The organism is Shewanella sp. Shew256 (assembly GCF_002196695.1).
Lineage (GTDB): Bacteria > Pseudomonadota > Gammaproteobacteria > Enterobacterales > Shewanellaceae > Shewanella > Shewanella mangrovisoli.
This window is the reverse complement of record NZ_NAJR01000010.1, coordinates 57,015-82,710: the sequence shown is the minus strand read 5'-3', so window position 1 is coordinate 82,710 and position 25,696 is coordinate 57,015. Positions and strand designations below refer to the sequence as shown.

Annotated in this window: 33 protein-coding genes; 12 read left to right on the top strand and 21 right to left on the bottom strand. The window is 44.1% G+C overall.

The features are described from left to right. The first annotated feature begins 2 nt into the window (after positions 1-2). Positions 3-902: a formate dehydrogenase accessory protein FdhE gene (fdhE, locus tag B5P39_RS17115; RefSeq protein WP_088212378.1), complete on the top strand. Its 900-nt coding sequence runs from the start codon at positions 3-5 to the stop codon at positions 900-902. 533 nt (positions 903-1,435) lie between these two features. Here the strand turns inward: fdhE and B5P39_RS17110 are convergent. The 9 genes from B5P39_RS17110 to B5P39_RS17080 form a co-directional block, all read right to left on the bottom strand. After that, positions 1,436-2,635, bottom strand: a complete 1,200-nt coding sequence (locus tag B5P39_RS17110) for a zonular occludens toxin domain-containing protein (RefSeq protein ID WP_088212377.1) — start codon at positions 2,633-2,635, stop codon at positions 1,436-1,438. Beyond that, on the bottom strand, positions 2,636-2,977 hold the full coding sequence (locus tag B5P39_RS17105) for a DUF5455 family protein (protein WP_088212376.1): 342 nt from the start codon (positions 2,975-2,977) through the stop codon (positions 2,636-2,638). A gap of 1 nt (position 2,978) precedes the next feature. Then, the gene (locus tag B5P39_RS17100; protein WP_088212375.1) at positions 2,979-4,421 is read right to left on the bottom strand and encodes a hypothetical protein; all 1,443 of its coding nucleotides are present in this window, start codon (positions 4,419-4,421) and stop codon (positions 2,979-2,981) included. 14 nt (positions 4,422-4,435) lie between these two features. Further along, entirely contained in the window at positions 4,436-4,672 is a 237-nt protein-coding gene (locus B5P39_RS17095; protein ID WP_217895747.1) for a major coat protein, read from the bottom strand. 13 nt (positions 4,673-4,685) lie between these two features. Further along, positions 4,686-4,832, bottom strand: coding sequence for a hypothetical protein (locus B5P39_RS24715; protein WP_176399980.1), 147 nt, complete (start codon positions 4,830-4,832; stop codon positions 4,686-4,688). A gap of 99 nt (positions 4,833-4,931) precedes the next feature. Next, complete coding sequence (locus tag B5P39_RS24710; protein ID WP_176399979.1) at positions 4,932-5,102, bottom strand: hypothetical protein; 171 nt, start codon at positions 5,100-5,102, stop codon at positions 4,932-4,934. 10 nt (positions 5,103-5,112) lie between these two features. Beyond that, positions 5,113-5,451: a hypothetical protein gene (locus B5P39_RS17090; RefSeq protein ID WP_088212374.1), complete on the bottom strand. Its 339-nt coding sequence runs from the start codon at positions 5,449-5,451 to the stop codon at positions 5,113-5,115. After that, on the bottom strand, positions 5,448-6,698 hold the full coding sequence (locus B5P39_RS17085) for a replication initiation factor domain-containing protein (RefSeq protein ID WP_088212373.1): 1,251 nt from the start codon (positions 6,696-6,698) through the stop codon (positions 5,448-5,450). The genes B5P39_RS17090 and B5P39_RS17085 overlap by 4 nt, the downstream gene beginning before the upstream one ends. Next, on the bottom strand, positions 6,685-6,903 hold the full coding sequence (locus tag B5P39_RS17080) for a hypothetical protein (protein ID WP_088212372.1): 219 nt from the start codon (positions 6,901-6,903) through the stop codon (positions 6,685-6,687). The genes B5P39_RS17085 and B5P39_RS17080 overlap by 14 nt, the downstream gene beginning before the upstream one ends. Before the next feature lie 109 nt (positions 6,904-7,012). Here B5P39_RS17080 and B5P39_RS17075 point away from each other — a divergent pair, with 109 nt between their 5' ends. After that, positions 7,013-7,357 (top strand): helix-turn-helix domain-containing protein, encoded by a 345-nt coding sequence (locus B5P39_RS17075; protein ID WP_088212371.1) that lies wholly within the window; start codon positions 7,013-7,015, stop codon positions 7,355-7,357. A 604-nt stretch (positions 7,358-7,961) separates the two neighbouring features. Here the strand turns inward: B5P39_RS17075 and B5P39_RS17070 are convergent. The 9 genes from B5P39_RS17070 to B5P39_RS17040 form a co-directional block, all read right to left on the bottom strand. Beyond that, complete coding sequence (locus B5P39_RS17070) at positions 7,962-9,161, bottom strand: zonular occludens toxin domain-containing protein (protein ID WP_088212377.1); 1,200 nt, start codon at positions 9,159-9,161, stop codon at positions 7,962-7,964. Then, complete coding sequence (locus B5P39_RS17065) at positions 9,162-9,503, bottom strand: DUF5455 family protein (protein ID WP_088212376.1); 342 nt, start codon at positions 9,501-9,503, stop codon at positions 9,162-9,164. A gap of 1 nt (position 9,504) precedes the next feature. Beyond that, positions 9,505-10,947 (bottom strand): hypothetical protein, encoded by a 1,443-nt coding sequence (locus tag B5P39_RS17060; RefSeq protein WP_088212375.1) that lies wholly within the window; start codon positions 10,945-10,947, stop codon positions 9,505-9,507. A gap of 14 nt (positions 10,948-10,961) precedes the next feature. Continuing rightward, complete coding sequence (locus B5P39_RS17055) at positions 10,962-11,198, bottom strand: major coat protein (RefSeq protein ID WP_217895747.1); 237 nt, start codon at positions 11,196-11,198, stop codon at positions 10,962-10,964. Positions 11,199-11,211: 13 nt separating this feature from the next. Next, the gene (locus B5P39_RS24705; protein ID WP_176399980.1) at positions 11,212-11,358 is read right to left on the bottom strand and encodes a hypothetical protein; all 147 of its coding nucleotides are present in this window, start codon (positions 11,356-11,358) and stop codon (positions 11,212-11,214) included. Positions 11,359-11,457: 99 nt separating this feature from the next. Beyond that, complete coding sequence (locus B5P39_RS24700; protein WP_176399979.1) at positions 11,458-11,628, bottom strand: hypothetical protein; 171 nt, start codon at positions 11,626-11,628, stop codon at positions 11,458-11,460. Between the two features lie 10 nt (positions 11,629-11,638). Continuing rightward, complete coding sequence (locus tag B5P39_RS17050) at positions 11,639-11,977, bottom strand: hypothetical protein (protein WP_088212374.1); 339 nt, start codon at positions 11,975-11,977, stop codon at positions 11,639-11,641. Beyond that, a complete protein-coding gene (locus tag B5P39_RS17045) occupies positions 11,974-13,224 on the bottom strand; it encodes a replication initiation factor domain-containing protein (RefSeq protein WP_088212373.1) in 1,251 nt (416 codons plus the stop codon). The genes B5P39_RS17050 and B5P39_RS17045 overlap by 4 nt, the downstream gene beginning before the upstream one ends. Then, positions 13,211-13,429: a hypothetical protein gene (locus tag B5P39_RS17040; protein WP_088212372.1), complete on the bottom strand. Its 219-nt coding sequence runs from the start codon at positions 13,427-13,429 to the stop codon at positions 13,211-13,213. Before B5P39_RS17040 ends, B5P39_RS17045 begins: the two co-directional genes overlap by 14 nt. Positions 13,430-13,538: 109 nt before the next feature. On the opposite strand from B5P39_RS17040, the gene B5P39_RS17035 reads away from it, so the two are divergent. Beyond that, positions 13,539-13,883 carry a helix-turn-helix domain-containing protein gene (locus B5P39_RS17035; RefSeq protein ID WP_088212371.1) on the top strand — a complete coding sequence of 115 codons (345 nt, stop codon included), beginning with the start codon at positions 13,539-13,541 and terminating at the stop codon, positions 13,881-13,883. 470 nt (positions 13,884-14,353) lie between these two features. Here the strand turns inward: B5P39_RS17035 and B5P39_RS17030 are convergent, their stop codons facing one another. Both B5P39_RS17030 and B5P39_RS17025 read right to left on the bottom strand, forming a co-directional pair. Further along, positions 14,354-15,649 (bottom strand): tyrosine-type recombinase/integrase, encoded by a 1,296-nt coding sequence (locus B5P39_RS17030; RefSeq protein WP_088212370.1) that lies wholly within the window; start codon positions 15,647-15,649, stop codon positions 14,354-14,356. A 61-nt stretch (positions 15,650-15,710) separates the two neighbouring features. Next, positions 15,711-15,929 (bottom strand): hypothetical protein, encoded by a 219-nt coding sequence (locus B5P39_RS17025; protein ID WP_088212369.1) that lies wholly within the window; start codon positions 15,927-15,929, stop codon positions 15,711-15,713. A gap of 170 nt (positions 15,930-16,099) precedes the next feature. On the opposite strand from B5P39_RS17025, the gene B5P39_RS17020 reads away from it, so the two are divergent. After that, on the top strand, positions 16,100-17,677 hold the full coding sequence (locus B5P39_RS17020; RefSeq protein WP_088212368.1) for a DUF3369 domain-containing protein: 1,578 nt from the start codon (positions 16,100-16,102) through the stop codon (positions 17,675-17,677). Positions 17,678-17,785: 108 nt separating this feature from the next. Here the strand turns inward: B5P39_RS17020 and B5P39_RS17015 are convergent, their stop codons facing one another. Further along, entirely contained in the window at positions 17,786-18,271 is a 486-nt protein-coding gene (locus B5P39_RS17015; RefSeq protein WP_088212367.1) for a hypothetical protein, read from the bottom strand. A gap of 223 nt (positions 18,272-18,494) precedes the next feature. Between B5P39_RS17015 and ccoN the strand changes: the two genes are divergently transcribed. The 8 genes from ccoN (at position 18,495) to B5P39_RS16975 (ending at position 25,672) form a co-directional block, all read left to right on the top strand. Then, positions 18,495-19,931 carry a cytochrome-c oxidase, cbb3-type subunit I gene (gene ccoN / locus B5P39_RS17010; RefSeq protein WP_011072351.1) on the top strand — a complete coding sequence of 479 codons (1,437 nt, stop codon included), beginning with the start codon at positions 18,495-18,497 and terminating at the stop codon, positions 19,929-19,931. A gap of 12 nt (positions 19,932-19,943) precedes the next feature. After that, the gene (gene ccoO / locus B5P39_RS17005) at positions 19,944-20,570 is read left to right on the top strand and encodes a cytochrome-c oxidase, cbb3-type subunit II (RefSeq protein ID WP_011622772.1); all 627 of its coding nucleotides are present in this window, start codon (positions 19,944-19,946) and stop codon (positions 20,568-20,570) included. An 11-nt stretch (positions 20,571-20,581) separates the two neighbouring features. Beyond that, a complete protein-coding gene (locus B5P39_RS17000; protein ID WP_011072349.1) occupies positions 20,582-20,758 on the top strand; it encodes a CcoQ/FixQ family Cbb3-type cytochrome c oxidase assembly chaperone in 177 nt (58 codons plus the stop codon). Continuing rightward, positions 20,758-21,726: a cytochrome-c oxidase, cbb3-type subunit III gene (gene ccoP / locus B5P39_RS16995; protein ID WP_088212366.1), complete on the top strand. Its 969-nt coding sequence runs from the start codon at positions 20,758-20,760 to the stop codon at positions 21,724-21,726. Before B5P39_RS17000 ends, ccoP begins: the two co-directional genes overlap by 1 nt. Before the next feature lie 110 nt (positions 21,727-21,836). Beyond that, positions 21,837-22,316, top strand: a complete 480-nt coding sequence (locus B5P39_RS16990; protein ID WP_011717084.1) for a FixH family protein — start codon at positions 21,837-21,839, stop codon at positions 22,314-22,316. 22 nt (positions 22,317-22,338) lie between these two features. Then, positions 22,339-24,738: a heavy metal translocating P-type ATPase gene (locus tag B5P39_RS16985; RefSeq protein WP_088212365.1), complete on the top strand. Its 2,400-nt coding sequence runs from the start codon at positions 22,339-22,341 to the stop codon at positions 24,736-24,738. A 20-nt stretch (positions 24,739-24,758) separates the two neighbouring features. After that, entirely contained in the window at positions 24,759-24,971 is a 213-nt protein-coding gene (gene ccoS, locus B5P39_RS16980) for a cbb3-type cytochrome oxidase assembly protein CcoS (RefSeq protein WP_088212364.1), read from the top strand. 8 nt (positions 24,972-24,979) lie between these two features. Next, on the top strand, positions 24,980-25,672 hold the full coding sequence (locus B5P39_RS16975; RefSeq protein WP_176399985.1) for a sulfite exporter TauE/SafE family protein: 693 nt from the start codon (positions 24,980-24,982) through the stop codon (positions 25,670-25,672). Positions 25,673-25,696 lie beyond the last annotated feature (24 nt).

Genomic DNA, 25,696 nt, shown 5'->3' with positions numbered 1-25,696 from the left:
CGATGAAGATGGCCAGCGATATCCCGTTAAGTTTTGTTGATAAATCCCCCTTAGCATTAAAACCGCTAAAAGCGGCAAATCCTGAGAAAGTTTATCAGCATAGAGCACGTCGTTTAGCCCAATTAGCGCAGGATTCTCCGCTGGCGGATTATCTCAAGCTCTGCCAAATCCTAGTGTCGACGCAGCAAAAACTTGCGGCAACGGATATGGGCCCAGTACCAATGATTGACGCTGAGGTGCCATATCCGTTGTCCCTAAGCCAAACTCAAACGGCTCAGGATTGGTTACAAGCATTGCAAGCATTGCTGACAGAATTGGTATCTCAAGTGCCCGCGCATTTAGTGCCTGTTCTCCAGGAGTTACAGCAGCAGTCGCCAACTCAATTGCTAGAGTGGGGCACTCAACTGAGGCAAGGGGAGTTTAGTGCCGTGCCTGCACAGTTCAGCCTATTTATTTGGGCGGGATTGTCCTTGTATTGGTCACACTGGGCCCCCATGGTGATTGCACGAATGGATGTGAATAAGGTTAAGCAGTCAAGCCTATGCCCAGTGTGCGGCAGTCATCCCGTCGCCAGCATGATTGTCGATGAACCACGGGAAGGGCTGCGCTATCTACATTGCAGTCTGTGTGAAAGCGAGTGGCACTATGTGCGCGCGCATTGTACCTGCTGCGAGCAATCCCGTGAGATGTCGATTTGGTCCTTTGATGACCATAAGGCAGCCGTGCGGATTGAGAGCTGCGAGGCGTGCAAGGGATACACTAAGATGTTGTTTACCAACCGTTTGCCATTGTTAGATGCGGCAGCAGATGACATCGCATCTATGGGATTGGATGCCGAACTCAATGCAAAGGGCTATGGTGCCACAACGGTAAATCCACTGTTACTTGCACATGAGGCCTAAATGGTAAAAAGGATTAATAAACAAGGCCATGGATGGTTTTGATACTGTATGTTTCATTCGGTCACCACTTAGTGTGACCGAATGGTCATCGACTGTGATATCAAACTAACTCAAGTATCATTCGTGCGCTACGTGAAATCTGCAAAACTAGCAGGGGCAATATATTCACGTAGGAACGCCTTGAAAATAGCGTTGAAATAACCCCATCAAATGAATCTATCCCTTGATAAGACCAAAAATCAACGGTAAGCGCTAAACGATGACAATCTTAACCCTTTATTGGGCGGACAATTAGACGCATAGGGAATGATAGCTTTCCATATTCACCGATACGTAATTTAACATAATATACATTGTGCGCAGTTTTAGTTGAAAGAGAATGGAGACTTACAAAGACGTTGAAAGTTAACCATAGCCTCCATCATATCGAAATATGCAATTGAATAACCGAGGCTAAACGCAATGATCGCAATAGCAAGATGCGGCCAATATTTTGAGGCGATTTTATCCAAGTCCATGATAATCCCTTTAGGTTAGTTGCTGGCTGTCAATGTATCTGATTGGTTAGATGATACATTACTAGCGATTGTTGCGTCCTGCTCTTCTCGTTGCGCCGCAGCACCCTCACGGGGCTGTGGCGCTTCACTCGAAGAGACAAAAGGCGAACAGGTCACATAGTCAACAGATTTACCACGAATGAGAGCCGCTTTACATTCAGAAATAAATCTAACTTGATAATCAAGGTGTTCTGGATAAAACACCTCATCACCACGTTGAAAAACGTAATCAAACGATTTTGAACCTTTGACGCTAGCCGTAATTGAAACACCTTCAAGCGGTGAAGTTGATGAAAGCTTATTATCTCCCTTTTTTGCCGTTTGCTTGGCCTGCCCTTGGTCTGATGCTGCTACGGTATTGCCTGGCATTAAATACCAGACCGCAGATGCCAAGAACAGGCCAATGAAAAAGGCCGCGCGAGGTTGAGCATTGCCGAGTAGTTTATTGACGGCACTGTTAAATCTACGCTTGGTGTGTTCGCGTGCATTGGTATACCTCCCATAAATGGTATTAGGCGGAAGCATAGAGTGCATACCGCAAGAACCCTCTGAAAAGACTTGTCGTGTATCGTAGGCGTTATAGAGGGCCGTACCTGTATAAACCCATTTTTCAATAACTGGAGACGAATCACTGGAGCCATATTTGACAATCCCCCAGTGAAGCTTAGGCGGTCGAACGTTGAGACCGCCCATCCTAAAAAACCAAGTAACAAATGGAATAGACAATCTATCCAAACGTCGACAATGAACAACATGCTCCGCAAAGCCCTCACGGGCTTGATTGTCCATCATTGAGACGTTTTGAATGATGAAGATAATATCCCAGCCTAATTTTCTGGCGTGTAATAGCCAATTGATTAAACCAGTACGGCCTTTGTCATTCCACGTTCTAGAGTTAAACCAAGTCGCGCATTCATCGAAAACTAAAAGACCGCTTTTATTTTCTGAATAATCGCCTTCATATGGCGTTGGTAATGCGTCAAGCTCCTCAGCCGTTGGCCTATCGCTTACACGTATTACACGACTATTTTTAGCAAATGGATTGATTAAATATTCCAAATTTAAATTTAAATTAGTTGCGACCATGCGCCCCTGATTTAAATATTCCTGAATACGTGAAACAGCAACGAGCGTTTTGCCAGAACCTAATTTGCCTGTAACAACATAGACAGCCATTTACTTTACAACCTCCCATTGTTTTTCGAGGATATAGCCGCCAATAGTGAACATAGCGCAAAAAGCCTCGGCAGAAAGAATAATACTGACACATAGGCCAGTATTTGAAGGAAGAAACAAGCCAGCAGCAGCAATCTCAGTAGGTGCAGCAACGAGCAACTGACCAACCCACCCCTCAAACTTGTCATAAAGCTCATTAAGACCAGCAGAAAACAAGCCTATAAACGTCAAGGCAAAGCCAATCTTAAGTGCACGTTTAGTTGCAAAATAAATCATTACAGCAGTAACAATACGCTGAATTAGTGCGACAACAGCTGGAATACCTAATAAAGCTGGAACCATTTTATTTACCTGCGTTAACTGAAATAGTTGAATAGAACAAATGCCTTAAATATATAAGTGTCAATATTGCAAACACCCAATATAAAAGACCCCTTACCTTTTCAGCGGTTGAACATATTTCTATATTAAATTCACCCATGTTAAAGGTGCAGTTAGCTGAACCGCTTGGAAATATATTTTCTAATGTAGAAAATACAGCTCTCTGTGAAGTTGATTTAATTTCATTAAAAACACCATCTTCTAGAAAAGAGTCATAATCAGATTTAACAGCTTTATTCTCATCATCTAGTGATTTATCCATTTCTGTATTATCAGGAATTGGTGATTCATCTATTAATGACTTAGCGGCATCTTTCATGCCATTTATTAAACGGTCATAGTCGAGAGTAAAATCAAAGCCACCGCCACCACCGTTACCTCCACCATTATCACCACCTAATTGGCAGCTAGGCGCTAAAGGGTTTTTCTTACAGAAATTAGAGCCACTTTGACAGCTTTCTACTGTTGGATTTTTTTCACAAAAACTTGGCTCAGGGGTAGTTTGTTGCTCCTTACAAACAGGAGCGTCAGGAACTGTGGTGCAATCAACAGGAGCAGGCTCACAGGATGCGCCCGTACATTGTTCATCACGAAAGCAGACAAATTGGCCGTTGACATAACCACAACCGTCAACGCATTCAAATTCACTAGAGCAGTAGTTTTTAGGGTCAGCAGCGCAAGCGTAACCGCCTGCATAAGGAACGCATTGCTCAGGTTGTGGTTGTGGCTCATTAGTGTTTTTATCGTAATCAGGAATTTGCTCTGCATCACCAAAACAACCTTTTTCAAGGTTAGGCTGATAGTAAGGAGTTGAACCCTGATTGACGCGTGAAAAAGCACACCTAGAACCATCTTCAAAAGTCTTGCACACCAAAGGAGCGGTATTTGAACCAGCGGTAAGGATAGAGCCGGAATTAAACAAATCTGAGCACTTGGAGGCGTTATCTAATTCGCGCGGGTCATAACATTGGTCTATTTTACCGTCGTTATTTGAATCGCGTTCAAACGTGTAGTTTGGATAATTATCAGGTGGACAAGATAATGAATTTTGTGAATTTTGAAAAATCCAAGTGCCAGAATTAGGCCAATCGTAATTAACAACATAAGTAGAGCCATCAGCGCGTGTACCAGTATATTGACCTAAACAGTTAATAATAGTACCACTTAATGAGCAGGTTACAAAATCAAAATTAATTGAAGGATTAAGGCCGCGAATTCTATCCTCGTTAATCTTTTTACATGATGAAAACTCAGAATAAAAAGGAGTTTTATAATTACAAGAATAATATGAAACAGAATCAGATTTAGGAGCATGGTAAGTAGCAGTATCGTAAATACTTGCTTGCACATTATTTGAAATAAAAAGGGCTGCTATCAGCCCAAAAGCTAAAAACAGCCCTTTCATAATTTAGCCCCTTATTAGGTCGCTTTAGAGGAGAATTTCTTGAACAACTTAATACCGATAATAGCTGTCATAACAACAGCTAAAAGTGTCCAAGCATAACCTTCATATTCAGTAGCCTTGGCTTGCAACGCTGTAAATACAGCAGAAGCACCCTCACCTTCAGCATGAGCTAAGGCAATGGAACCAAAGAAAGCGGCAGAACCATAAGCGATTTTGGAACCATATTTTTGACACATATTGCGGATTTTCATGTTTAACACCCCTTTAGGTTGAAGAGTGGGCAAACAATCGAGCCATATAAAGCTTATAGCCAATTGCAAACCCGAGCGCATAGCTGAACAAACCAAGCCCAACTAATTCCATTAGGAAATCAATATTAATTGATTGCCAAAAAGTTAATTCTACTTCCATGATTCACCGTTCCCCCATCCGATGGCGAATGGAATAACAATGAGCAAAGCTAAAAGTAATTCATTTAAATAAGGCATAGAATTTAACTCCAGTTAAAAACTAAGCATTAACACATTGAAGATTAATCTGTTCGCGCTCTTTATTAACAACATCACATAAAGCGCACTCGAATAATTCAAGCGTTAAAATATTAATTGGTTGCTCAATATCACCATCAAAGACATTTCCGCAACATGAGCACATCCAAAAGCCAAATACTTTGTCTTCCATGACCTACCCCTTAAATTGCTTTTTTAGGAGGATTAAAAATGTCGATATGCTGAACCATGGTCGCACCAACGATAATCGTAGAACTCATATCTTCTGGGTCGATATCGATATCAACTTCGGCAAAACATGGATAATCAAGGCGCTGCAATTGAGGAAGTGCATCGATATGACAGACAACGCATTTTTCTTCATCAACAGTGAAGCCCTTATGAGAACTGCGACCTTTTTCAGTTTCCCAGTTACGAACAGGCGTTAAGTTAAAGATTTTGCCAAATTCATATGGACGACCAGATGTCTTACCAACGCCCTTGGCCGCTTCTACACCTAAAATAAAAATGACTTTTTTCATGATTTGAACCTTATTATTTCTGAGTAAAAATCGGGAGCGGACAACTTGCCGCCATTTTTTGGATTATCACCAACGAGCGAAGCGAGCAGTTCCTCAGCGTGCTCATTTGGAATATGTTTACAGTCCTTACCGCTTAGCCTCGATAACACCTCCTCGCCCGATAGCATCCAATCTTCAACAAGGTCATAAATGGCTCGGCCGCACTGACGCCTTAACCATCTGGTCTTAGCTTCAAGCGTTAGCTCAACTGATTTTTTGAGTTTGAAAATAGGATTTACGGCAAACTTATCTGAAAGGTTGATAGATTCAGAGAATCGACAAAGGCCAGCGAAGTGCTTTGCAGGAGTAAGCAGGACATCAATAGAAATGTCTTTCAATTCGACTTCGGTACGATACCAAGTCTGGCTTACGCCCTGCTCTAGCGCTTTGTTATAGATGCGCCAATAGACTAAAGAAGTGCGAGAACCGATACGAACAATCTCGCCAAGAATGCCGGTATCATCCCTATCATATGTTTCTGAATAACGAGGATTTTTGCCACCCTTGCTGCGCTTAAAAGCACCATCACGGTAGGCTAGCTCGGCATACTTGCAGTCAAAATTGCCATCAAAATCATCATAGAACAGGTCTAAACGGCGTAAAACCTTGACATCAAAGAAGCTTAGCCAGTGATGCAATCTATGACCGTTAGTGTGACTAAAAACATGCTTACAGCCAGTGCCAGAGATTTGAAAATATACCGTGTCATCATTACCACCAAAGGCAATAAAGCCGACCGATACTTTCCCTTTTTTATCCAGCAACTCACGTGATTGGGTATAGAAAAAGCGGCCATAGTTGCGCGTTGCGCCAAGCCTTAAACCAAGTACGCGAATTACAAACTGCTCCAAGCGCAAGTGACGAACCAATATCACATGCTCTTTAAACAGGTCTAAGCCTTCAACTGTATCAGGGTAAGTCTTATAGACAGGCAGTTTCACCCAAGCATCACAAGGTAATTTTTCGAACTTATTCAGATGGATAGTAAAGGCTAAATGGTCAAAGCCGACATAACCTAAACGTTCAGCATAAGAGACTGATTTGTTTTTAAAGCAAGGCAATAGAGGTGTTCTGGTGCCTTTTACTAAATGTGAAGGCGAAGTGTCTCGCTTATAAGAAATATCATCATTATTCAGCGGTTTAGATTGGCACAATTGACCAAATCTATCTGTTAACCAGAAACGACTTAACAAGTTAGAGGCTTGCATGGAATGCCTCCAGCGCTTTCATGGCCTCTTCATTAAGCTCATTCATGTTAACGATTTTATAATCATTGCCGAAGTGGTGAACCATATCCAAGCGGAGAGCGGCAAGCGAAGTGAACCATTGTTCACCCCAAAAGGACGACAGAGTAAGAAAACCCATCCCTACTTCGGTCATGTCCTGATAGTAAATCACCGCTTGCTTAGCCATCAAATAGATCATCCATGCAACATTAATAGCGCAAGCATACAAACGAAAGATCAACTATGCAAGTAAATGCCTTAAAATAGTTCATAGATGCACTCAAAAAGGCGAAAACATGACAATTGGTGAGAATATAAAGCTCAAGCGTGAAAGCCTTGGTATGAGCCGCGCAGAGCTTATAGATAAGGCAGGAATATCAGTAGCTCAGATGTCTAGAATCGAGAGAGGTGAACAAAAGAACCCGAACCTAGAAACATTGGTCGCAATATCAACAGCATTAAATACTTCGATCGATGAGATCGTTTTTGGAGATCAAAGCACAAGCTCTGTTTACCTAAGTAAAATGATAGATAGGCTGCCAAAGGAAAGGCGCGAGTTTATAAAAGACATTGTGAAAATGGCTGTAATGGTTAGCAGCGCAGAACAGATAGATAACGGTTTAAAGGAAAAGAAAAGCTAGTATTGCGAATAATGTCGCATAAAATGTGTAAGTTAACCCCCGTAAGACAGAACGGGGGTTTTTCATTTCTGCAAGCCCAAACCGCTTGAACGTCCTTTTGTCTGCGACCGTCAAGCAAAGGCAGCGCTGAAAGAGCGGCTAAAAAAGCGGTCTAGCAGGACGGTATTCGGGGCAAAAAGCGCCCCTTACGAAAAGCGCCTCGCTTCGCTTCCATCAAGGCTGCGCCTTAATAATCCCTTTTATTGATACCCGAGTATAAAAATAGATTAAATGGTTAAACCATTCTATTGAATAAAATGGTTACACCATTCTATTGAGAAGTGAACTTCGCACAATGTGGATTATGGCTAAACTCGGCCTTTGGCCGTCCCCTGTCGCTGGCGCATTTTGACAGGGGCAGCAGTTCAACATAATCCGTCGTTCATTGTGCGCAGTTTTAGTTGAAAGAGAATGGAGACTTACAAAGACGTTGAAAGTTAACCATAGCCTCCATCATATCGAAATATGCAATTGAATAACCGAGGCTAAACGCAATGATCGCAATAGCAAGATGCGGCCAATATTTTGAGGCGATTTTATCCAAGTCCATGATAATCCCTTTAGGTTAGTTGCTGGCTGTCAATGTATCTGATTGGTTAGATGATACATTACTAGCGATTGTTGCGTCCTGCTCTTCTCGTTGCGCCGCAGCACCCTCACGGGGCTGTGGCGCTTCACTCGAAGAGACAAAAGGCGAACAGGTCACATAGTCAACAGATTTACCACGAATGAGAGCCGCTTTACATTCAGAAATAAATCTAACTTGATAATCAAGGTGTTCTGGATAAAACACCTCATCACCACGTTGAAAAACGTAATCAAACGATTTTGAACCTTTGACGCTAGCCGTAATTGAAACACCTTCAAGCGGTGAAGTTGATGAAAGCTTATTATCTCCCTTTTTTGCCGTTTGCTTGGCCTGCCCTTGGTCTGATGCTGCTACGGTATTGCCTGGCATTAAATACCAGACCGCAGATGCCAAGAACAGGCCAATGAAAAAGGCCGCGCGAGGTTGAGCATTGCCGAGTAGTTTATTGACGGCACTGTTAAATCTACGCTTGGTGTGTTCGCGTGCATTGGTATACCTCCCATAAATGGTATTAGGCGGAAGCATAGAGTGCATACCGCAAGAACCCTCTGAAAAGACTTGTCGTGTATCGTAGGCGTTATAGAGGGCCGTACCTGTATAAACCCATTTTTCAATAACTGGAGACGAATCACTGGAGCCATATTTGACAATCCCCCAGTGAAGCTTAGGCGGTCGAACGTTGAGACCGCCCATCCTAAAAAACCAAGTAACAAATGGAATAGACAATCTATCCAAACGTCGACAATGAACAACATGCTCCGCAAAGCCCTCACGGGCTTGATTGTCCATCATTGAGACGTTTTGAATGATGAAGATAATATCCCAGCCTAATTTTCTGGCGTGTAATAGCCAATTGATTAAACCAGTACGGCCTTTGTCATTCCACGTTCTAGAGTTAAACCAAGTCGCGCATTCATCGAAAACTAAAAGACCGCTTTTATTTTCTGAATAATCGCCTTCATATGGCGTTGGTAATGCGTCAAGCTCCTCAGCCGTTGGCCTATCGCTTACACGTATTACACGACTATTTTTAGCAAATGGATTGATTAAATATTCCAAATTTAAATTTAAATTAGTTGCGACCATGCGCCCCTGATTTAAATATTCCTGAATACGTGAAACAGCAACGAGCGTTTTGCCAGAACCTAATTTGCCTGTAACAACATAGACAGCCATTTACTTTACAACCTCCCATTGTTTTTCGAGGATATAGCCGCCAATAGTGAACATAGCGCAAAAAGCCTCGGCAGAAAGAATAATACTGACACATAGGCCAGTATTTGAAGGAAGAAACAAGCCAGCAGCAGCAATCTCAGTAGGTGCAGCAACGAGCAACTGACCAACCCACCCCTCAAACTTGTCATAAAGCTCATTAAGACCAGCAGAAAACAAGCCTATAAACGTCAAGGCAAAGCCAATCTTAAGTGCACGTTTAGTTGCAAAATAAATCATTACAGCAGTAACAATACGCTGAATTAGTGCGACAACAGCTGGAATACCTAATAAAGCTGGAACCATTTTATTTACCTGCGTTAACTGAAATAGTTGAATAGAACAAATGCCTTAAATATATAAGTGTCAATATTGCAAACACCCAATATAAAAGACCCCTTACCTTTTCAGCGGTTGAACATATTTCTATATTAAATTCACCCATGTTAAAGGTGCAGTTAGCTGAACCGCTTGGAAATATATTTTCTAATGTAGAAAATACAGCTCTCTGTGAAGTTGATTTAATTTCATTAAAAACACCATCTTCTAGAAAAGAGTCATAATCAGATTTAACAGCTTTATTCTCATCATCTAGTGATTTATCCATTTCTGTATTATCAGGAATTGGTGATTCATCTATTAATGACTTAGCGGCATCTTTCATGCCATTTATTAAACGGTCATAGTCGAGAGTAAAATCAAAGCCACCGCCACCACCGTTACCTCCACCATTATCACCACCTAATTGGCAGCTAGGCGCTAAAGGGTTTTTCTTACAGAAATTAGAGCCACTTTGACAGCTTTCTACTGTTGGATTTTTTTCACAAAAACTTGGCTCAGGGGTAGTTTGTTGCTCCTTACAAACAGGAGCGTCAGGAACTGTGGTGCAATCAACAGGAGCAGGCTCACAGGATGCGCCCGTACATTGTTCATCACGAAAGCAGACAAATTGGCCGTTGACATAACCACAACCGTCAACGCATTCAAATTCACTAGAGCAGTAGTTTTTAGGGTCAGCAGCGCAAGCGTAACCGCCTGCATAAGGAACGCATTGCTCAGGTTGTGGTTGTGGCTCATTAGTGTTTTTATCGTAATCAGGAATTTGCTCTGCATCACCAAAACAACCTTTTTCAAGGTTAGGCTGATAGTAAGGAGTTGAACCCTGATTGACGCGTGAAAAAGCACACCTAGAACCATCTTCAAAAGTCTTGCACACCAAAGGAGCGGTATTTGAACCAGCGGTAAGGATAGAGCCGGAATTAAACAAATCTGAGCACTTGGAGGCGTTATCTAATTCGCGCGGGTCATAACATTGGTCTATTTTACCGTCGTTATTTGAATCGCGTTCAAACGTGTAGTTTGGATAATTATCAGGTGGACAAGATAATGAATTTTGTGAATTTTGAAAAATCCAAGTGCCAGAATTAGGCCAATCGTAATTAACAACATAAGTAGAGCCATCAGCGCGTGTACCAGTATATTGACCTAAACAGTTAATAATAGTACCACTTAATGAGCAGGTTACAAAATCAAAATTAATTGAAGGATTAAGGCCGCGAATTCTATCCTCGTTAATCTTTTTACATGATGAAAACTCAGAATAAAAAGGAGTTTTATAATTACAAGAATAATATGAAACAGAATCAGATTTAGGAGCATGGTAAGTAGCAGTATCGTAAATACTTGCTTGCACATTATTTGAAATAAAAAGGGCTGCTATCAGCCCAAAAGCTAAAAACAGCCCTTTCATAATTTAGCCCCTTATTAGGTCGCTTTAGAGGAGAATTTCTTGAACAACTTAATACCGATAATAGCTGTCATAACAACAGCTAAAAGTGTCCAAGCATAACCTTCATATTCAGTAGCCTTGGCTTGCAACGCTGTAAATACAGCAGAAGCACCCTCACCTTCAGCATGAGCTAAGGCAATGGAACCAAAGAAAGCGGCAGAACCATAAGCGATTTTGGAACCATATTTTTGACACATATTGCGGATTTTCATGTTTAACACCCCTTTAGGTTGAAGAGTGGGCAAACAATCGAGCCATATAAAGCTTATAGCCAATTGCAAACCCGAGCGCATAGCTGAACAAACCAAGCCCAACTAATTCCATTAGGAAATCAATATTAATTGATTGCCAAAAAGTTAATTCTACTTCCATGATTCACCGTTCCCCCATCCGATGGCGAATGGAATAACAATGAGCAAAGCTAAAAGTAATTCATTTAAATAAGGCATAGAATTTAACTCCAGTTAAAAACTAAGCATTAACACATTGAAGATTAATCTGTTCGCGCTCTTTATTAACAACATCACATAAAGCGCACTCGAATAATTCAAGCGTTAAAATATTAATTGGTTGCTCAATATCACCATCAAAGACATTTCCGCAACATGAGCACATCCAAAAGCCAAATACTTTGTCTTCCATGACCTACCCCTTAAATTGCTTTTTTAGGAGGATTAAAAATGTCGATATGCTGAACCATGGTCGCACCAACGATAATCGTAGAACTCATATCTTCTGGGTCGATATCGATATCAACTTCGGCAAAACATGGATAATCAAGGCGCTGCAATTGAGGAAGTGCATCGATATGACAGACAACGCATTTTTCTTCATCAACAGTGAAGCCCTTATGAGAACTGCGACCTTTTTCAGTTTCCCAGTTACGAACAGGCGTTAAGTTAAAGATTTTGCCAAATTCATATGGACGACCAGATGTCTTACCAACGCCCTTGGCCGCTTCTACACCTAAAATAAAAATGACTTTTTTCATGATTTGAACCTTATTATTTCTGAGTAAAAATCGGGAGCGGACAACTTGCCGCCATTTTTTGGATTATCACCAACGAGCGAAGCGAGCAGTTCCTCAGCGTGCTCATTTGGAATATGTTTACAGTCCTTACCGCTTAGCCTCGATAACACCTCCTCGCCCGATAGCATCCAATCTTCAACAAGGTCATAAATGGCTCGGCCGCACTGACGCCTTAACCATCTGGTCTTAGCTTCAAGCGTTAGCTCAACTGATTTTTTGAGTTTGAAAATAGGATTTACGGCAAACTTATCTGAAAGGTTGATAGATTCAGAGAATCGACAAAGGCCAGCGAAGTGCTTTGCAGGAGTAAGCAGGACATCAATAGAAATGTCTTTCAATTCGACTTCGGTACGATACCAAGTCTGGCTTACGCCCTGCTCTAGCGCTTTGTTATAGATGCGCCAATAGACTAAAGAAGTGCGAGAACCGATACGAACAATCTCGCCAAGAATGCCGGTATCATCCCTATCATATGTTTCTGAATAACGAGGATTTTTGCCACCCTTGCTGCGCTTAAAAGCACCATCACGGTAGGCTAGCTCGGCATACTTGCAGTCAAAATTGCCATCAAAATCATCATAGAACAGGTCTAAACGGCGTAAAACCTTGACATCAAAGAAGCTTAGCCAGTGATGCAATCTATGACCGTTAGTGTGACTAAAAACATGCTTACAGCCAGTGCCAGAGATTTGAAAATATACCGTGTCATCATTACCACCAAAGGCAATAAAGCCGACCGATACTTTCCCTTTTTTATCCAGCAACTCACGTGATTGGGTATAGAAAAAGCGGCCATAGTTGCGCGTTGCGCCAAGCCTTAAACCAAGTACGCGAATTACAAACTGCTCCAAGCGCAAGTGACGAACCAATATCACATGCTCTTTAAACAGGTCTAAGCCTTCAACTGTATCAGGGTAAGTCTTATAGACAGGCAGTTTCACCCAAGCATCACAAGGTAATTTTTCGAACTTATTCAGATGGATAGTAAAGGCTAAATGGTCAAAGCCGACATAACCTAAACGTTCAGCATAAGAGACTGATTTGTTTTTAAAGCAAGGCAATAGAGGTGTTCTGGTGCCTTTTACTAAATGTGAAGGCGAAGTGTCTCGCTTATAAGAAATATCATCATTATTCAGCGGTTTAGATTGGCACAATTGACCAAATCTATCTGTTAACCAGAAACGACTTAACAAGTTAGAGGCTTGCATGGAATGCCTCCAGCGCTTTCATGGCCTCTTCATTAAGCTCATTCATGTTAACGATTTTATAATCATTGCCGAAGTGGTGAACCATATCCAAGCGGAGAGCGGCAAGCGAAGTGAACCATTGTTCACCCCAAAAGGACGACAGAGTAAGAAAACCCATCCCTACTTCGGTCATGTCCTGATAGTAAATCACCGCTTGCTTAGCCATCAAATAGATCATCCATGCAACATTAATAGCGCAAGCATACAAACGAAAGATCAACTATGCAAGTAAATGCCTTAAAATAGTTCATAGATGCACTCAAAAAGGCGAAAACATGACAATTGGTGAGAATATAAAGCTCAAGCGTGAAAGCCTTGGTATGAGCCGCGCAGAGCTTATAGATAAGGCAGGAATATCAGTAGCTCAGATGTCTAGAATCGAGAGAGGTGAACAAAAGAACCCGAACCTAGAAACATTGGTCGCAATATCAACAGCATTAAATACTTCGATCGATGAGATCGTTTTTGGAGATCAAAGCACAAGCTCTGTTTACCTAAGTAAAATGATAGATAGGCTGCCAAAGGAAAGGCGCGAGTTTATAAAAGACATTGTGAAAATGGCTGTAATGGTTAGCAGCGCAGAACAGATAGATAACGGTTTAAAGGAAAAGAAAAGCTAGTATTGCGAATAATGTCGCATAAAATGTGTAAGTTAACCCCCGTAAGACAGAACGGGGGTTTTTCATTTCTGCAAGCCCAAACCGCTTGAACGTCCTTTTGTCTGCGACCGTCAAGCAAAGGCAGCGCTGAAAGAGCGGCTAAAAAAGCGGTCTAGCAGGACGGTATTCGGGGCAAAAAGCGCCCCTTACGAAAAGCGCCTCGCTTCGCTTCCATCAAGGCTGCGCCTTAATAATCCCTTTTATTGATACCCGAGTATAAAAATAGATTAAATGGTTAAACCATTCTATTGAATAAAATGGTTACACCATTCTATTGAGAAGTGAACTTCGCACAATGTGGATTATGGCTAAACTCGGCCTTTGGCCGTCCCCTGTCGCTGGCGCATTTTGACAGGGGCAGCAGTTCAACATAATCCGTCGTTCATTGTGCGCAGTTTTATATGAGAGAGATTTTGGATGTCAACATAGCACTAGTCAATGCCTTGTAGATGGTCTAATGGCTTATTGAAGGCGCTTTCGTGTCTTTCTATTTGAGTGGTATGCAAATATTTCGATGTGGTGTCGATACTCTCATGGCCGGCATCGGCTTGCACGTGTGACAACGGCCGACGATTGATATTGATATCATGGGTGATCCCTGTGTGCCGGATATTATGCGCGGTGAGTTTTCGCATTTGCTCGGCATCGTGATTAAAGCCATCGGCTTGCGCGTTATCCGCCGCGAGATTGATAATGGTCTGAATATCTTCGCGGATTTGCCGGATCCCAAGATTGGCATTTACAAGACCCGCATCGCGGCCACGACCGGCGGCGCGATGACGTACGAACAAAGGATGGTGTTCACCTTGGCTTGGAAAATCAGGCAACCCTAAAAATTGCCGATATTTGACTAAACCATCGAGTAATGCCTTAGAAATCGCCACGCTGCGTTTTTTCCCGCCTTTACTGAGTGGAATGTGAAAACTCCAAATGCCTGTCTGTGGATTTTGCCTAAATTGCCCCATAACCGGCGAATAGCCAACCCGCGCCGAGACATCCGAAATGCGCAGATAACAGGAATAAATCAATGAAATCAAGAATAAACTACGTTGATGCAACTCTGGGAACTCAGTGGCCAACTGAGTGACTGTACTCATAACATAGGACCACTGTAACTCTGTGAAAGCTAAGCTGTTTTCATCTTCATCAGTTTGCCTTTGATACTGCTTGTTCTGTGCAAAGCGACTGTGATTCAACCAAATTTGCGCGGGATTACGCTCGCAAAACTCCTCGCTCATTAAGTAACTGTAAAACGAAGATAAAATGGCAATCTTGGTTTTTAGCGCATTATCGCTCAACACATAGGGTTGAATTTGCCCTAACTGTTTCTTGCCCACAAATGGCCGCCAAAGACTGTTTGGTACCCGTTCATCGCGCAATTTGTCCAATTTAAATTGCGGCACATTAAAATAGCCGATCAGTTCCAGCGGCGGCGCCAAGCAATAATCCACATAGCGGCTCATATCCTTACGTAATACCTGTGTGGGCGACATTTTCGCAACATCAAAGCACCAATGCAGGAACGTGGTCAGTTCGCTCCGATAGGCTTTATAGTTGTTTTCACTGTGTTTTTGCTCGAACAACCAATCGGTTGCGTGTTCCATCACTAAACCCGCATCGGGCACATCAGATAAGCTGACTTGAGTGATGTATTGATTCACCACACTGTTGCCATATTGTATGAATTCAATTGAATCAAACAGAGGTAAAACTGGAGAAAGCTGCATATTAACTTTAAAATTTAACTATTTATTGCATGATAATACTTAAACGCAAATGCCGATAACGTTATTTATCGGCATTAACCAAAAACTCAATTTGCGAGCAGCTTGTTTGCGTACATTGCTGGCAACTAATGCGTTTTTGACAGCAAATCAAGCAAAGCTGCCAGACTTTACGTTTAGATTGACTATCGAGACACGAGAAATCCGCCGCACATAACTTACCTTCACGGATAAGCTGTGCGAGTTTCTCCTCAGAAATCGATAAATTGATCCGCTCGGCCATATAAATCCCCTGCTAATAATCCTGTCTCGATAATATCAAGATGAGAATAGTTATCAATAACCTTGATTCAATAATGCTAACTCCCCCACTTTATTAATTTTTTCAACTTATCCGATTGGCTTCTACTACACTCTAACTGTGTGATGCTCCTTTATGTGATGAGGTATCGGATGGTGATTGATCTTACAAACAAAAAGCCGTTGTTCTCCGCGAAGAAAGCCACAGAAATATCCCCCGCTGCCGCTCCGTGGAAGATCCTTGTTGTTGATGATGAACCCGATGTCCACACAGTCACCAAACTTGCTCTTTCACGTTTTCGACTCGATGGCCGTGCCCTCACCTTTATTAATGCCTACAGTGGTGAACAGGCCAAAGAACTGCTCGCACAGGAGCAGGACATTGCCGTCGCCTTTATCGATGTGGTGATGGAGAGCGACCATGCTGGGCTCGAGCTGGTCAAATGGATCCGCGAAGTGCAAGTGAACAAAAATATTCGACTCATTCTGCGCACCGGACAGCCCGGACAAGCCCCCGAAGAAGATGTGATAGTCAATTACGATATTAATGATTACAAAGCAAAATCTGAGCTCGATTCCCGCAAGCTGATGACCAGCGTCTACTCTTCATTACGCTCGTACCGCGATATTATGGAAATCGAACAAGCAAGACGCGCGCAAATGAATCACAGAATGGGTTTAGAGCGGGTACTTGAGGCTACCTCGGGCTTGTTTGAACTGCGAACGCTACATAAGTTTGCCGATGGACTCCTGACACAAGTCGCCACCCTACTCAACCTCGATACTGAAACCTTATTACTTACCTGCAATGCGATGGATGCGATCAGCGGCCATGTGGATTCGGCCGAAATCGAAATCCTGGCGGGAACAGGCCAGTTTGCCAATAGCCCTCCACATAAGGAGTTACCTGAGCATATAAGCAAATTACTGCGTAGCGCCTTAATGCAAAAGCGCTGTTTATACGAAGACAATTGTTTTGTGGGTTACTTCCCGACAAAGAGCGGGCTTATCAACCTACTCTATATGGATGGCATTGATAAAATTGATGATTTGGACAAAAAACTGGTCGATATCTTTGCCATAAACGTCGGGGTTGCCTTTGAGAATCTACTCCTAAATCAGGAAGTCGAAGATACTCAATCAGAGCTGATCCTGCGCTTAGGCGATGTGGTTGAGAGTCGTTCTAAAGAGGCCGCCAATCATGTGAAACGCATGGCGGAATATTGTGCCCAGTTGGCGTTATTGGCGGGGTTAACCGAAACCGAAGCCGACTTGCTGCGCCGCGCTTCACCTATGCATGATATAGGTAAAATCGCGATCCCCGATGCGGTGTTACTCAAACCCGGTAAGTTAGATGATCAAGAATGGTCAGTGATGCGCCAACATCCGACTATTGGCTATCAAATTCTCGCGAATTCTGAGCGGCCTATCCTTAAAGCTGCGGCGATTATCGCCTTGCAGCACCATGAAAAATATGACGGCTCTGGCTATCCAGGCAATTTACAACAAGACCAAATTCACATTTTTGCCCGCATCGTTGCCATCGCCGATGTGTTCGATGCCCTGTCTCACGCCCGTTGCTATAAAGCGGCATGGCCATTAGACGAAGTGATAGATGAAATGCGCAAAGGTGCGGGTAAGCATTTTGACCCCGATTTGCTCGAACTCTTTATCAATAACATCGATATTTTCGTGCGGGTCAAAGAGAGTTGGAAGGATCATGACGAATAATGAAAATAAGCTTAAAAATCAGTAGAGAATTTATCATTATTCATCATATCAACACGTTTATTCGTTTAAATTGACCAACAGGGATTTAATGGGCGTTAATTCACCTGCTTAGTGAGGATTATCGGCAAGAAAGTCAAAAATAACGGCATGTTCCTCTCCGTTTCGGTTAAAACGGATAAATCCTCGCCATACCATGTATCCGCTGCTGCAAGAACCGTAAATCATCTGTCCTTCATAGTGAGTTTTATTCAGTTCATTAAGATTGACAGGAATAACGCCCATAAACATATCTCGACCTTCTAAACGTATCTGAAGATTGTCTATCGGCTCTGAGGTTAATAGCTTCAATGTTAATGGCTTTTCGCTCGGCGCATGGGCTGGTGACAGGCTAATTTGCAGTTCAACACCCGCGACGTTTTTAATGCAATCCCCCTGTGTAAAAGCACAAAGAGTTGGGTCTACAGCCTTTATTTCGACCTGTTGCGTTGCTTTTTCATTACAAGCAGTGAGATTCATCATAACTAGCATGATGGAGAGCGGAAGCAGTTTGCGAGTAAGCACAAAAATTAACCTTGTGATGCAAGATGTTAACATTCTATGGCGTAGGTTGATCTAGATCAACTTTCCAGACCCCATCTTTGGTATCTTTTTTGACATGGCTCAAGTATCATTGCGAAACCTCATATTTGAGCACAAATGTGTAGGGTAACGCATTGACATGGCTTCACAACCCTAATAGGGAAGTGGGCTTTGTGTCATATATAACAGGTAAAGCTTGTCTTTACTAAAAGTAAAAGTAATAAGCAGTGGAAGCATTATGATGAACCATTCCCAGCCAACAGGCGCTGATTACAATTACACCATTGTCCGCCAATTTGCCTTAACCACAGTTTTGTGGGGTATTGTTGGTATGTCAGTCGGTGTATTAATTGCGGCTCAGTTAATCTGGCCACATCTGAACTTTGATACTCCTTGGTTTACGTATAGTCGCTTGCGACCATTACATACCAATGCGGTTATCTTCGCGTTCGGAACATCAGCCCTCTTTGCAACATCCTATTATGTCGTACAACGCACCTGTCAAACCCGACTATTTGCACCTAAATTAGCTGCATTTACGTTTTGGGGATGGCAAGCCATCATTCTGTCAGCAGCAATCACTCTGCCAATGGGTTACACCAGTGGTAAAGAATATGCTGAATTAGAATGGCCAATCGATATCGCCATCACCATCGTTTGGGTCTCCTATGCAATAGTGTTCTTCGGCACTATTATCAAACGAACAACATCGCATATTTACGTAGCGAACTGGTTCTTTGGTGCATTTATTATTACGGTTGCCGTGCTTCACATCGTGAACTCTATGGCCGTTCCTGTTAGCTTGTTCAAGTCATACTCTATGTACAGTGGTGCGGTCGATGCCATGGTGCAATGGTGGTATGGTCACAACGCGGTAGGCTTCCTGTTAACCGCAGGCTTCTTAGGTATGATGTACTACTTCGTTCCTAAGCAAGCGGGTCGTCCTGTTTACTCATATCGTCTGTCTATCGTGCACTTCTGGGCACTGATCGCACTGTACATTTGGGCAGGTCCTCACCACTTACACTACACTGCCCTGCCAGACTGGACTCAGTCGTTAGGTATGGTGATGTCACTGATCCTGTTCGCACCATCTTGGGGTGGTATGATCAACGGTATCATGACCTTATCTGGTGCATGGCACAAACTGCGTACTGACCCAGTACTGCGTTTCTTAGTGGTTTCGCTGTCTTTCTACGGTATGTCGACCTTCGAAGGTCCGATGATGGCCATTAAGACAGTTAACGCTTTATCTCACTACACAGACTGGACTGTGGGTCACGTTCACTCAGGCGCGCTAGGCTGGGTGGCAATGGTGTCTATCGGTTCTCTGTATCACTTGATCCCAGTACTGTTCGGCCATGGCCGTATGTACAGCATCAAGTTAGTTAACGTGCATTTCTGGTTAGCGACTATCGGTACTGTTCTTTACATCGTGTCTATGTGGATTTCGGGTGTAATGCAGGGCCTGATGTGGCGTGCAGTTAACGCTGACGGTACTTTGACTTATAGCTTTGTTGAAAGTCTGGAAGCTTCTTATCCTTTCTACTTCGTACGTTTCCTCGGCGGTTGTTTCTTCTTAACCGGTATGCTGATCATGGCATACAACGTGATCCGTACTGTGAAAGCCTCTAAAGATTCATTGCCAGCACTGGCTGAAGCAAAAGCGGCTTAAGGAGCAAACTCGATGAAATTTAATCATGAGATAGTTGAAAAAAACATCGGTTTGTTAGCGATCTTCACTGTTATCGCTATCAGCTTCGGTAGCTTGGTAGAAATCACGCCGCTGATTTTCCAAAAAGATACCACTGAGCCTGTTGAAGGTTTGAAACCCTACACTGCCCTGCAACTTGAAGGCCGTGACATCTATGTGCGTGAAGGTTGCTACAACTGCCACAGCCAGATGATCCGTCCTTTGCGTGCAGAGACTGAACGTTACGGTCACTACTCTGTTGCCGGTGAGTCTGTTTGGGATCACCCATTCCAATGGGGTTCTAAGCGTACTGGTCCAGACTTGGCCCGTGTTGGCGGTCGCTACAGCGATAAATGGCATGAAGTTCACTTAATCGATCCTCGTGCTGTGGTCCCTCAATCGAATATGCCAGGCTTCCCATGGCTTGCCGAAAACAAGTTAGACGGCAAGTTAACCGGCGACAAGATGACTATTCTGCGTAACATGCACAAAGGCGGTTACAAAGGTAATGATCTTTACACCGATGAAGAAATCGCAGGCGCTCAGAAAGCTGTTGAAGGTAAGACAGAGCTGGAAGCCTTGATTGCATATCTTCAGTCTTTGGGTCACGCACTCAAATAAGGAGGCAATATATGGATTACGGCACATTACAAGGTATTTTAACCATCATTGTGATGCTGACCTTCGTCGGTATATTTGCTTGGGCATATAGCTCGCGTCGTCAAAAATCCTTTGATGAAGCAGCGAATCTTGTGTTTTCCGATGAGGAAATCAGCAAGGAATCGAAGGACTCAGGAGAGAATAAGTGATGAGTAGCTTCTGGAGTATTTGGATTAGCGTACTCTCGTTAATTGTGATCGCAGGATGTTTTCTGTTGCTGCGTGTGTGTTCAAAGAACACCACGGATGTCAAAGAAGGCGAATCCATGGGTCACAGTTTCGATGGTATCGAAGAACTCAATAACCCACTGCCAAAATGGTGGAGTTATATGTTCTATATCACTATCGTGTTTGGCCTAGTGTACTTAGCCCTGTTCCCAGGTTTAGGTAACTACAAAGGTTTACTGAACTGGACCAGCTCTAACCAAAGCATTGGTACAGAGAAAGGGATTAAAGCCGATTCTGCAGCCGCGATTGAGCTGGCAGCAAAAGAAGGCATGTACGTTCAGTACGACCAAGAAGTTAAACACGCTAACGAAAAATATGGCCCAATCTTCGCGGCTTACTTGGCAACACCACTCGAAGAGTTAGTGAAAAACCAAGAAGCGTTGAAAGTAGGCGGCCGTTTGTTCCTACAAAACTGCGCCCAGTGCCATGGCTCTGACGCACGTGGTAGCAAAGGCTTCCCTAACCTGACCGACAGTGATTGGTTATACGGTGGCGATTTAGCCACTATCAAGACCACTATCATGAACGGTCGTCATGGCATGATGCCACCAAAAGGTGGTTTGCCAATCGACGATAGCGAAATTGCAGGTCTGGCCGAGTACGTGGTTAAGTTATCTGGCCGTGAGCACGACGAGAAACTCGCCGCTCAAGGTCAAGGTTCATTCATGAAAGGTTGTTTTGCGTGTCACGGTATGGACGCGAAAGGTAACAAACTCATGGGCGCACCTAACTTAACTGACGATGTTTGGTTATATGGCGGTAGCCGCGGCATGATCGAAGAAACGATCAAGCACGGCCGTGCAGGCGTGATGCCAGCATGGAAAGACGTTCTCGGTGAAGAGAAAGTCCACGTGATCGCAGCTTATGTTTATAGCTTGTCAAACAAGTAATTAGATGTGAGTAACGCTAAGGCCTCGATAACGTCGAGGCCTTTTTTTTAAAGTGCTAAAGCCACCTTTTAACGGTAAAATGGCGCAAATTTTTATTATGGGTATTTAACATGAGCGAACAACAACCCTGGTATAAGCAGTTTTGGCCTTGGTTTTTAATTATTCTTCCTTTGTGTGCCGTCGTCGCAAGTTTTACCACGCTAAAAATTGCCCTCTCAAACTCTGACTCTCTGGTCGCCGAGGATTATTACAAAGAAGGCAAAGCCATCAATATGGACTTGAGTAAGGTCAAATATGCCAAGCAACTTGGCATGCAATGGCAACTCGAACAGAATCATCATGAGCTCCTCTTCACTCAACACGGCGGCCCAGCTTACCAAGCCGCATTAAAAGTTGAATTTTATCACCCAACCATTGCCGAAAAAGACATTAAGACCACAGTCACCGCCGATGCCAACCATGTGTATCGCATTACCCTACCCGATGTGTTAACCGGTGCTTGGGAAGTCCGTCTGGAAGGTTTTGATGGCAAATGGCGTATTCATCAACGTGTCGAACTCAAAGACAACGTCCAATTGTGGTTGAACTAATTGTGGTTGAATGAATATTGCTATGACACATCCAAGTTGTTTTCACTGTAATGAGCCCGTGCTCACGGGCACTCAGTTTGTCACCCGTATAAATGATCGCGATGAACTCATGTGTTGCCCTGGCTGCCAAGCGGTGTCCCAAGCCATTGTGGATGCTGGCTTATTAAGCTATTACAAGTTTCGAACCGAGCCCGGCAGTAAACAGACGGCGCTGGTACCTGATGAATTAAATCAGTTTAGTGCCTACGATTTGCCCGAAGTACAGCAGGACTTTGTCCACTCAGAGGAAAGTAGTGACTCTGTGTCGCTGTCTATCGACGGTATTACCTGCGCCGCCTGCGCCTGGTTAATCGAACATAAAGTGAAACAACTGCCTGGCGTGAGCCAAGTGATGGTCAACTCCACCACCCAAAGGGCGATGATCAGCTGGGATAAACAGCAAGTTAAACTCAGTGATATTCTTGGGCAAATTAGCCGTATCGGTTATCAAGCCGCGCCCTATCAAGTGGATGAGCAAGAACTGACCGCCAAGCAAAATAGCCGCAAATTCTTATTGCGCTTAGGCTTGGCGGGTTTTGCGACTATGCAAGTGATGATGTTCGCCCTCGCCCTCTATACCGGTTACTTTACCGATTTGGATGTGCAATATCGGGATTATTTCCGCTGGGTGAGCATGATTTTCGCCACGCCCGTGGTGCTGTATTCGGCGCAGCCCTTCTATTTCAGCGCCATTCGTACCCTGCTCAGTGGCAAACTCAATATGGATGTGTCGGTCTCTATCGCCATTGGCGGCGCCTATATCGCCAGTTGCTTTGCCACCGTTAACGGCACGGGCGAAGTCTATTTTGAATCCGTTTCCATGTTTACCTTCTTCCTGCTGCTGGGGCGTTATTTCGAGCAAAAGGCAAGACAAAAGGCCTCCGTCAGTTCCAGCAATCTCCACAAGTTAGTACCTCTTACGGCACATTTGGTCACGGCCCAGGGGCAAGAAGAGATCCCAGCTAAAAAATTACGCCTCGGGGATATAATCCTCATTAAACCCGGCGAAATGGTCGCCGCTGACGGCATCGTGGTTGACGGCCACACCAGCATCAATGAAGCCATGCTCACCGGTGAGCAAATGCCGATTGAAAAACCCGTCGATAGCCAAGTGTTTGCTGGCACCATTAACCTAGACCAGCCTATCAAGGTAAAAGTCACCGCCCTTGGGCAAGACCAATTGGTTGCCGAAATTATTCGTCTGCAGGAATTAGCCTCAAACACTAAACCTGCCGTCGCTATGTTAGCCGATAAATTGTCGCGTTATTTCTCAGGCACCATCTTAGCCATTGCGACAATCACCTATCTGGTGTGGCTGCAAATCTCACCCGAAGATGCCTTTTGGGTCACCTTGTCAGTATTAGTGGCCACTTGCCCTTGTGCCCTTGCGCTGGCGACCCCCACAGCTGTCACCTGTGCGACCGCGATTTTTACTCGCCTTGGGATCATTACCCGTAAGGCGGGCGTCTTTGAAAAACTGCCACAGATCAAACATGTGGTATTTGATAAAACTGGCACCCTCACCTGCGGCACCCTATCGATAGCCAAAGTTGAGTGCCATAAAGATTTTACCGAAGAACAAGTTCTCGCGACTGCTGCGGCGCTAGAATCAGGTTCTCGCCACCCCATCGCCGCGGCCTTTGCCAGCTTTAGCCAAACCGATGTGATTGCCGAGCAAGTTCACCATGAAGTGGGTTTTGGGGTAAAAGGCCTGATTGATGGCACCGAATACCACATTGGTAACGCAAGCTTCACGGGGGCCACCGCAGAACCCAAGCTTGCAAACCAGCTGATTTGGCTCGCCCGCAATAAGAATGGCCAGCTTGAGGTCATCGCCACTATCGAGATCCAAGATAATATCCGCGTCGATAGCAAAGAAACCGTCGATATTTTGAAGCAACAAGGTTGCAAGGTCAGTATCGCCAGTGGCGATAGCTCAGGGCATGTGCATCAATTGGCGAAAGAACTCGGTATTAACGATGTCCACAGTGGACTTACTCCTGCAGATAAACTGGCACTGGTGACCAAATTGCAGCAATCGACACCGGTCGCGATGTTTGGCGATGGCATCAACGATGCACCCGTGCTAGCGGGCGCCGATTTATCCGTGGCTATGGGCAGCGGCAGCGCAATTGCCAAAAACAGCGCCGATCTTATTCTGCTTGGCGATCACCTATCTCGCTTCACCCAAGCGGTCAAGGTTGCTAAACTGACCACACAAATTATTCGTCAAAACCTCGCTTGGGCCTTAGGTTATAACGCGCTGATTTTACCACTGGCGGTAACTGGGCATGTTGCGCCTTATATTGCCGCCCTTGGCATGTCGGCAAGCTCTTTGATTGTTGTGGGTAACAGTTTGAGATTATTACGAATTAAATTATAACAACGAAATAGGCTTAGGTTATGAGCATCATTTATGTACTAATTCCTATCGCGATGATCTTTGTGTTGATCGCCGTAGCCGTGTTCTTTTGGGCGGTAAAATCCGAACAATTTGATGACTTAGACCGTCAAAGCGTGTCGATTCTCTTCGATGAAGATGCCGATAAACCGAGCCAAGCAGCTAACCCGAGTCAAGAGAAAATCACAAGCCAAGACAAAGGCATGCCTCTGTGATTGGCTCTGTGATTGAGTATAACGTCACAGGCGCATTCCTTGTTGGTTTGATGGGCGCAGCCCACTGCTTTGGCATGTGTGGCGGCCTCGTTGGCGCCTTTTCCTCCCAGCTTCCAAATCCGAAACAGGGCAATCACTTAGCCCATCAACTCACCTACTTATTAAGCTATAACCTCGGCCGGATTTTAAGTTATACCCTCGCGGGCGCCTTAGTAGGTGGTTCATCGGCCATGCTGGGCCACTTATTCGAACTCGACAGTTACCTGTTAATCCTTCGGATAATCGCCGGCGTGATGATGATCGCGACCGGGCTTTACATTGCCAAAATCTGGGTGGGGATAGTGCAGATTGAGCGCCTCGGCCAAGTGTTGTGGCGATACCTTAAACCCTTAGCTCAACGTCTCGTGCCAATCACCTCACCATTGCAGGCCATCACCGCCGGACTCATTTGGGGCTGGCTGCCCTGCGGACTAGTGTATAGCACCTTAACCTGGTCGGTGGCAGCAGGCTCTGCCAGCCAAGGCGCCTTGATTATGCTCGCCTTTGGCTTAGGAACACTCCCTGCGCTCTTAAGCGCCGGTGTGGCGACCAAACGCTTAGCCAATTGGGTACAGCAAAAAACCGTTAGATTATTGAGTGGCTTACTTTTAATTGCCTTTGGCGCACAAACTTTATATATCGCCCTGTCGCAGCTAAACTAGCCCAAGCGAGTGAATTGGTTTAAC

Bases quoted from the DNA above. Each gene is read 5' to 3' on its own strand.
- fdhE (WP_088212378.1), top strand. From the start codon at position 3: ATGAAGATGGCCAGCGATATCCCGTTAAGTTTTGTTGATAAATCCCCC.
- B5P39_RS17110 (WP_088212377.1), bottom strand. From the start codon at position 2,635: ATGGCTGTCTATGTTGTTACAGGCAAATTAGGTTCTGGCAAAACGCTC.
- B5P39_RS17105 (WP_088212376.1), bottom strand. From the start codon at position 2,977: ATGGTTCCAGCTTTATTAGGTATTCCAGCTGTTGTCGCACTAATTCAG.
- B5P39_RS17100 (WP_088212375.1), bottom strand. From the start codon at position 4,421: ATGAAAGGGCTGTTTTTAGCTTTTGGGCTGATAGCAGCCCTTTTTATT.
- B5P39_RS17095 (WP_217895747.1), bottom strand. From the start codon at position 4,672: ATGAAAATCCGCAATATGTGTCAAAAATATGGTTCCAAAATCGCTTAT.
- B5P39_RS24715 (WP_176399980.1), bottom strand. From the start codon at position 4,832: ATGGAAGTAGAATTAACTTTTTGGCAATCAATTAATATTGATTTCCTA.
- B5P39_RS24710 (WP_176399979.1), bottom strand. From the start codon at position 5,102: ATGGAAGACAAAGTATTTGGCTTTTGGATGTGCTCATGTTGCGGAAAT.
- B5P39_RS17090 (WP_088212374.1), bottom strand. From the start codon at position 5,451: ATGAAAAAAGTCATTTTTATTTTAGGTGTAGAAGCGGCCAAGGGCGTT.
- B5P39_RS17085 (WP_088212373.1), bottom strand. From the start codon at position 6,698: ATGCAAGCCTCTAACTTGTTAAGTCGTTTCTGGTTAACAGATAGATTT.
- B5P39_RS17080 (WP_088212372.1), bottom strand. From the start codon at position 6,903: ATGGCTAAGCAAGCGGTGATTTACTATCAGGACATGACCGAAGTAGGG.
- B5P39_RS17075 (WP_088212371.1), top strand. From the start codon at position 7,013: ATGACAATTGGTGAGAATATAAAGCTCAAGCGTGAAAGCCTTGGTATG.
- B5P39_RS17070 (WP_088212377.1), bottom strand. From the start codon at position 9,161: ATGGCTGTCTATGTTGTTACAGGCAAATTAGGTTCTGGCAAAACGCTC.
- B5P39_RS17065 (WP_088212376.1), bottom strand. From the start codon at position 9,503: ATGGTTCCAGCTTTATTAGGTATTCCAGCTGTTGTCGCACTAATTCAG.
- B5P39_RS17060 (WP_088212375.1), bottom strand. From the start codon at position 10,947: ATGAAAGGGCTGTTTTTAGCTTTTGGGCTGATAGCAGCCCTTTTTATT.
- B5P39_RS17055 (WP_217895747.1), bottom strand. From the start codon at position 11,198: ATGAAAATCCGCAATATGTGTCAAAAATATGGTTCCAAAATCGCTTAT.
- B5P39_RS24705 (WP_176399980.1), bottom strand. From the start codon at position 11,358: ATGGAAGTAGAATTAACTTTTTGGCAATCAATTAATATTGATTTCCTA.
- B5P39_RS24700 (WP_176399979.1), bottom strand. From the start codon at position 11,628: ATGGAAGACAAAGTATTTGGCTTTTGGATGTGCTCATGTTGCGGAAAT.
- B5P39_RS17050 (WP_088212374.1), bottom strand. From the start codon at position 11,977: ATGAAAAAAGTCATTTTTATTTTAGGTGTAGAAGCGGCCAAGGGCGTT.
- B5P39_RS17045 (WP_088212373.1), bottom strand. From the start codon at position 13,224: ATGCAAGCCTCTAACTTGTTAAGTCGTTTCTGGTTAACAGATAGATTT.
- B5P39_RS17040 (WP_088212372.1), bottom strand. From the start codon at position 13,429: ATGGCTAAGCAAGCGGTGATTTACTATCAGGACATGACCGAAGTAGGG.
- B5P39_RS17035 (WP_088212371.1), top strand. From the start codon at position 13,539: ATGACAATTGGTGAGAATATAAAGCTCAAGCGTGAAAGCCTTGGTATG.
- B5P39_RS17030 (WP_088212370.1), bottom strand. From the start codon at position 15,649: ATGCAGCTTTCTCCAGTTTTACCTCTGTTTGATTCAATTGAATTCATA.
- B5P39_RS17025 (WP_088212369.1), bottom strand. From the start codon at position 15,929: ATGGCCGAGCGGATCAATTTATCGATTTCTGAGGAGAAACTCGCACAG.
- B5P39_RS17020 (WP_088212368.1), top strand. From the start codon at position 16,100: ATGGTGATTGATCTTACAAACAAAAAGCCGTTGTTCTCCGCGAAGAAA.
- B5P39_RS17015 (WP_088212367.1), bottom strand. From the start codon at position 18,271: ATGTTAACATCTTGCATCACAAGGTTAATTTTTGTGCTTACTCGCAAA.
- ccoN (WP_011072351.1), top strand. From the start codon at position 18,495: ATGATGAACCATTCCCAGCCAACAGGCGCTGATTACAATTACACCATT.
- ccoO (WP_011622772.1), top strand. From the start codon at position 19,944: ATGAAATTTAATCATGAGATAGTTGAAAAAAACATCGGTTTGTTAGCG.
- B5P39_RS17000 (WP_011072349.1), top strand. From the start codon at position 20,582: ATGGATTACGGCACATTACAAGGTATTTTAACCATCATTGTGATGCTG.
- ccoP (WP_088212366.1), top strand. From the start codon at position 20,758: ATGAGTAGCTTCTGGAGTATTTGGATTAGCGTACTCTCGTTAATTGTG.
- B5P39_RS16990 (WP_011717084.1), top strand. From the start codon at position 21,837: ATGAGCGAACAACAACCCTGGTATAAGCAGTTTTGGCCTTGGTTTTTA.
- B5P39_RS16985 (WP_088212365.1), top strand. From the start codon at position 22,339: ATGACACATCCAAGTTGTTTTCACTGTAATGAGCCCGTGCTCACGGGC.
- ccoS (WP_088212364.1), top strand. From the start codon at position 24,759: ATGAGCATCATTTATGTACTAATTCCTATCGCGATGATCTTTGTGTTG.